Here is a 3,898-nt window from a genome sequence, read left to right as displayed (position 1 = left end):
AATCAATTAACGGAATACAATGACGGTCGCCCTAGAACTTGATTCATCCATGTAATGAATTACACGGTTTTCTCAAGGGGCGACTTTAAATAAAAGTATTAAGAAGTTAGGGGACTGATGAACCAGTCCCTTAGCTGAGTGAGGAGTGAATAGATGACCTTACATTTAAATATGGCTGAGTTAGGTCCTGAGGCGGTCAACGTCAATGGGGATAATTGGCCTTTGAATAAGGAAACTGGTTTTTCACCTTTGAATACTTTTGTCTTGGCGGTTGCGGGCTGTTCAGCGGGTGTATATCGGAATATTTTGAATAATTCAAAAATCGACCATACTTTCCATGACGTGGCCATTGATTTTGACCGTTCTGAGGAAAGTGCCAAACCAGTTACTGCAATCACGATTACTATGTATGTGAGTGTGGCTGAGGAAAATCAGGGACGTGCTGAGCGGGCAACCAAGATGATACACAAGTATTGTCCGGTGGTGCAAAGTATTGACCCAAATATTCAAGTGAATGAGATAGTTGTTTTTCAATAGAGAGCATATAAGGAGCGTGTAATGATGGAATTTGTAACGTTAAATAATGGCGTAGAGATGCCAATTTTAGGTACTGGTACCAACACTTTTGGTAAGGTTGACGGGGACTATTTTGGTGAAGTGACTGATGATACGACTGAATTGCAATCAGCGATTGCAATAGGGTACCGTGCCATTGATACGGCGGTTGCATACCGTAACGAGTCGACTGTTGGTAAAGCGATTAAAGAATCTGGTTTACCACGTGAGGACTTCTTTATCACATCTAAGATCCCTGGTGATTTAGACCACGCGGGTTCAGCTGAAAAAGTTGAAGCGACTTTAAATGCCTCACTAGAAGCATTACAAACAGACTACATTGACTTATACTTGATTCACCACCCTTGGGACAATGAGAATGAAATGCTACAAACTTGGTATGCTTTAGAAAATGCCTATAACGAAGGTAAAATCAAAGCTATTGGTGTATCTAACTTCGACCAAGACCAATTAGATATCATCATCGATAACGCGCGTATTCAACCAATGGTCAACCAAATTAAATCAAATGTTGAAGTTTGGAACGATGACATTATTGAATATTCTGCTGAAAACGATGTGGTTGTCACAGCTTGGGCGCCAATGAAGGGAACTGACGAAGCCTCTCGTGCTATCTTGGGTGAGATTGGTGCACAATACGGCAAAACTTGGGGCCAAGTTTTATTACGCTACCAAATCGAACGTGGTGTGGTCGTGATTCCTAAGTCACATAACGCAGACCACCAAGCAGACAACTTGAATGTATTCGACTTTAACTTGAGCGACGCAGACAAAGAGAAAATCGCTAGCTTATAATAGGTGGTGCGACAAAAGTCGTTATGACTCGACGCCTCTAACGCATTAGGAAGAGTTTGATTTTTGTGGAACAGCCGCCGGAACGCAGTGACATACGGTTGTTTGTGCGTAAGAAGATTCCGATATTAGTAAAAAGGGTTATGACGTAAATGTTGTAGCCTTTTTTATATGGGTAAAATTTCTAGGGGTATTGGAAGATTGTAAATTTTGTTATAATGAATTGATTGAAAAGGAGACGAGCTAAAGGATGAGACAATTAAAGCAATTAACAGAACATGTGTATTATATGCCGGCGGATGGGGATTTGGACCGCCCAGTTCTGGGTTATATCAAAGGAGACAAGTTTTCCTTGCGAATTGATGCTGGAAATTCTGCCAGCCATGTTGCGAATTTTGACCAGGAAGTTGAACGTCTAGGTTTACCTAAAGAAGCCATGACTTTAATTACCCATTGGCATTGGGACCATACTTATGGGATTCATGCGGTGGATACGCCGGTCTTAGCGAATAAAAAAACCAATGCGCAATTAGGGGTGATGGCTGAGTGGAAGTGGACTGAGGAAGCGATGCAAGAACGCCTTGAAACAGGCGAAGAATGTGCTTTTTGTGACCAATATATACGTGTTGAGTATGACAATCCAGTTAGCCAAATTAAAGTAAAACAAGCTGATTTGGAATTTGAGGGTGAGCTGAATATTGATTTAGGTAACCTTGAAGTGATAGTTTTCCCAGTGGTGAATCCGCACTCTGAAGATGGGGTGGTTATCTATATTCCGTCTGAAAAAGTGGCCTTCATTGGTGATACCATTACTGAAGACTTCTACAACAATTCTTATTTAGACCCTGAGAAAATGGCTTTCTTACGTCAAACTTTGAGTCAACTGGACGCTGATTTCTACTTGCATGGCCATATTGACCCAATTTCGTTTGAGGAATTAGACGCGTTTATGCAAGTTTAGTAGCGGCAAAAAGGATATTATTATAAAGGACATTATTAAAAAGGAGATTATTATATGAAAGATTATTTGAATAAAGATTTACTGATCCGAGCCATTGTGGCCTTTATTGGTTGTGTGGCAATTGCATTTGGCATCTCATTATCTGGGACGATCGATATGGGGATGGATCCATATAGTGCAATGAATATGGGGATTTCGGCCTTAACTGGCATTCGCTTTGGTACGGTAGTTGTCATTTTTAATGTATTTATATTTTTAGCCGTAGTATTCGTTGACCGTAGTCAATTTGGCTTGGGTACTATTATTAACTGGTTCTTTGTCGGTTATATCGTGGAATTTTTTGATTTCTTTTTTAATCAGGCAGGTTTAGGTGACGGTGATATGAATTTATTGATCCGGGTTGTATTGACTGTCATTGCAGGTACGATATTCCTATTCGGTGCATCTTTATACATTTCGGCCGGAATTGGTACAGCACCCCTAGATGCGATTGCACCAACTGTTGAGGAGAAAAGTAAATTTTCTTATGCGCAAGTCCGTTTTGCCCATGAAATTTTATGCTTACTGATGGCCTTATTATTAGGTGGTCCGGTTGGCTTAATGACTGTTTATTTAGGTTTCTTTGCGGGACCGATGATTTCAACCTTTAGAGCTAAACTGGCTGAACCCATTGTTCATAAATTAACTGGCAGTAAAATTTAAACGGCTATAAAAGGCGAAGACTAAATGATGTTAGCGACTTGAAAGATAGGGTGAGGGTATGGAATACGCTGAAGTGATGACGGAACTGGAATCTTTGGGGAAAGAGCGGACCAAGAAAATGTACCTATCAAATGGGGCGGTTGAGCCGTTATTTGGGGTAACGACTGGGTCAATGAAACCCATGCGGAAAGCGATTAGAATCGATCAAGACCTTGCTGAAGAATTGTATGCATCAGGAAACTATGATGCCATGTACTTTGCAGGTGTGATTGCGGACGCTAATGCCATGACGGAAGCGGATTATGACCGGTGGATGGACCAAGCTTACTGCTTTATGTTGGCTGATTGGGTGGTTGCTGTGACCTTATCTGAAGCAAATATCGCCCAAGAAGTGGCGGACAAGTGGATTGCTTCTGGCGAGGAGCTGAGGATGTCAGCTGGCTGGTCAACTTATTGCTGGTTGTTAGGTCGGTTGAAAGACGACAATTTTGATAAAGATAAGTTGTCAGCTATGTTGGAACAAGTTAAAGAAACCATTCATGATCAACCTGAACGGACCAAGCATTCAATGAACAACTTTGTTTATACGGTTGGCTTATCCTATATTCCTTCATCTGAAAAAGCCCTAGCAGTGGCGGAAGAAATTGGTGAATTAGTGATTGAGCGTGAACACAAGAAACCACAAACTTTGAATGCTTATGCGTCGATTCAAAAGGAAATTGAAAGAGATCGGATAGGTTTTAAACGTAAATACGTCAGATGTTAATTTAAATGGTTCTTTTACAAATAGTGTTGGTAAATAATTTCAAATATCACGAATACGTTATTTAGTATTTATTAATATGTAAATAAGCTTCAAAGAGAAAA

General features: G+C 40.5%; 5 protein-coding genes. All 5 read left to right on the top strand.

Annotation, left to right across the window (positions count from 1 at the left end; genetic code table 11):
* Window positions 1–153: 153 nt before the first annotated feature.
* The 5 genes from ACUW85_RS09425 to ACUW85_RS09405 all read left to right on the top strand — a co-directional run bounded on the left by ACUW85_RS09425 (window position 154) and on the right by ACUW85_RS09405 (window position 3,797).
* Entirely contained in the window at window positions 154–537 is a 384-nt protein-coding gene (locus ACUW85_RS09425; RefSeq protein WP_048728438.1) for an OsmC family protein, read from the top strand.
* A 24-nt stretch (window positions 538–561) separates the two neighbouring features.
* A complete protein-coding gene (locus ACUW85_RS09420; RefSeq protein ID WP_182023693.1) occupies window positions 562–1,371 on the top strand; it encodes an aldo/keto reductase in 810 nt (269 codons plus the stop codon).
* Between the two features lie 247 nt (window positions 1,372–1,618).
* Window positions 1,619–2,329: an MBL fold metallo-hydrolase gene (locus tag ACUW85_RS09415; protein WP_182023692.1), complete on the top strand. Its 711-nt coding sequence runs from the start codon at window positions 1,619–1,621 to the stop codon at window positions 2,327–2,329.
* Between the two features lie 54 nt (window positions 2,330–2,383).
* Window positions 2,384–3,031: a YczE/YyaS/YitT family protein gene (locus ACUW85_RS09410; protein WP_069286730.1), complete on the top strand. Its 648-nt coding sequence runs from the start codon at window positions 2,384–2,386 to the stop codon at window positions 3,029–3,031.
* A gap of 58 nt (window positions 3,032–3,089) precedes the next feature.
* Window positions 3,090–3,797, top strand: a complete 708-nt coding sequence (locus ACUW85_RS09405) for a DNA alkylation repair protein (RefSeq protein WP_182023690.1) — start codon at window positions 3,090–3,092, stop codon at window positions 3,795–3,797.
* The last annotated feature ends 101 nt before the right edge of the window (window positions 3,798–3,898 follow it).

It is taken from the genome of Aerococcus sp. 150760013-2, assembly GCF_053627715.1.
Note: the sequence above shows the minus strand (reverse complement) of the source record. Positions and strands in the feature narration are given on the sequence as shown.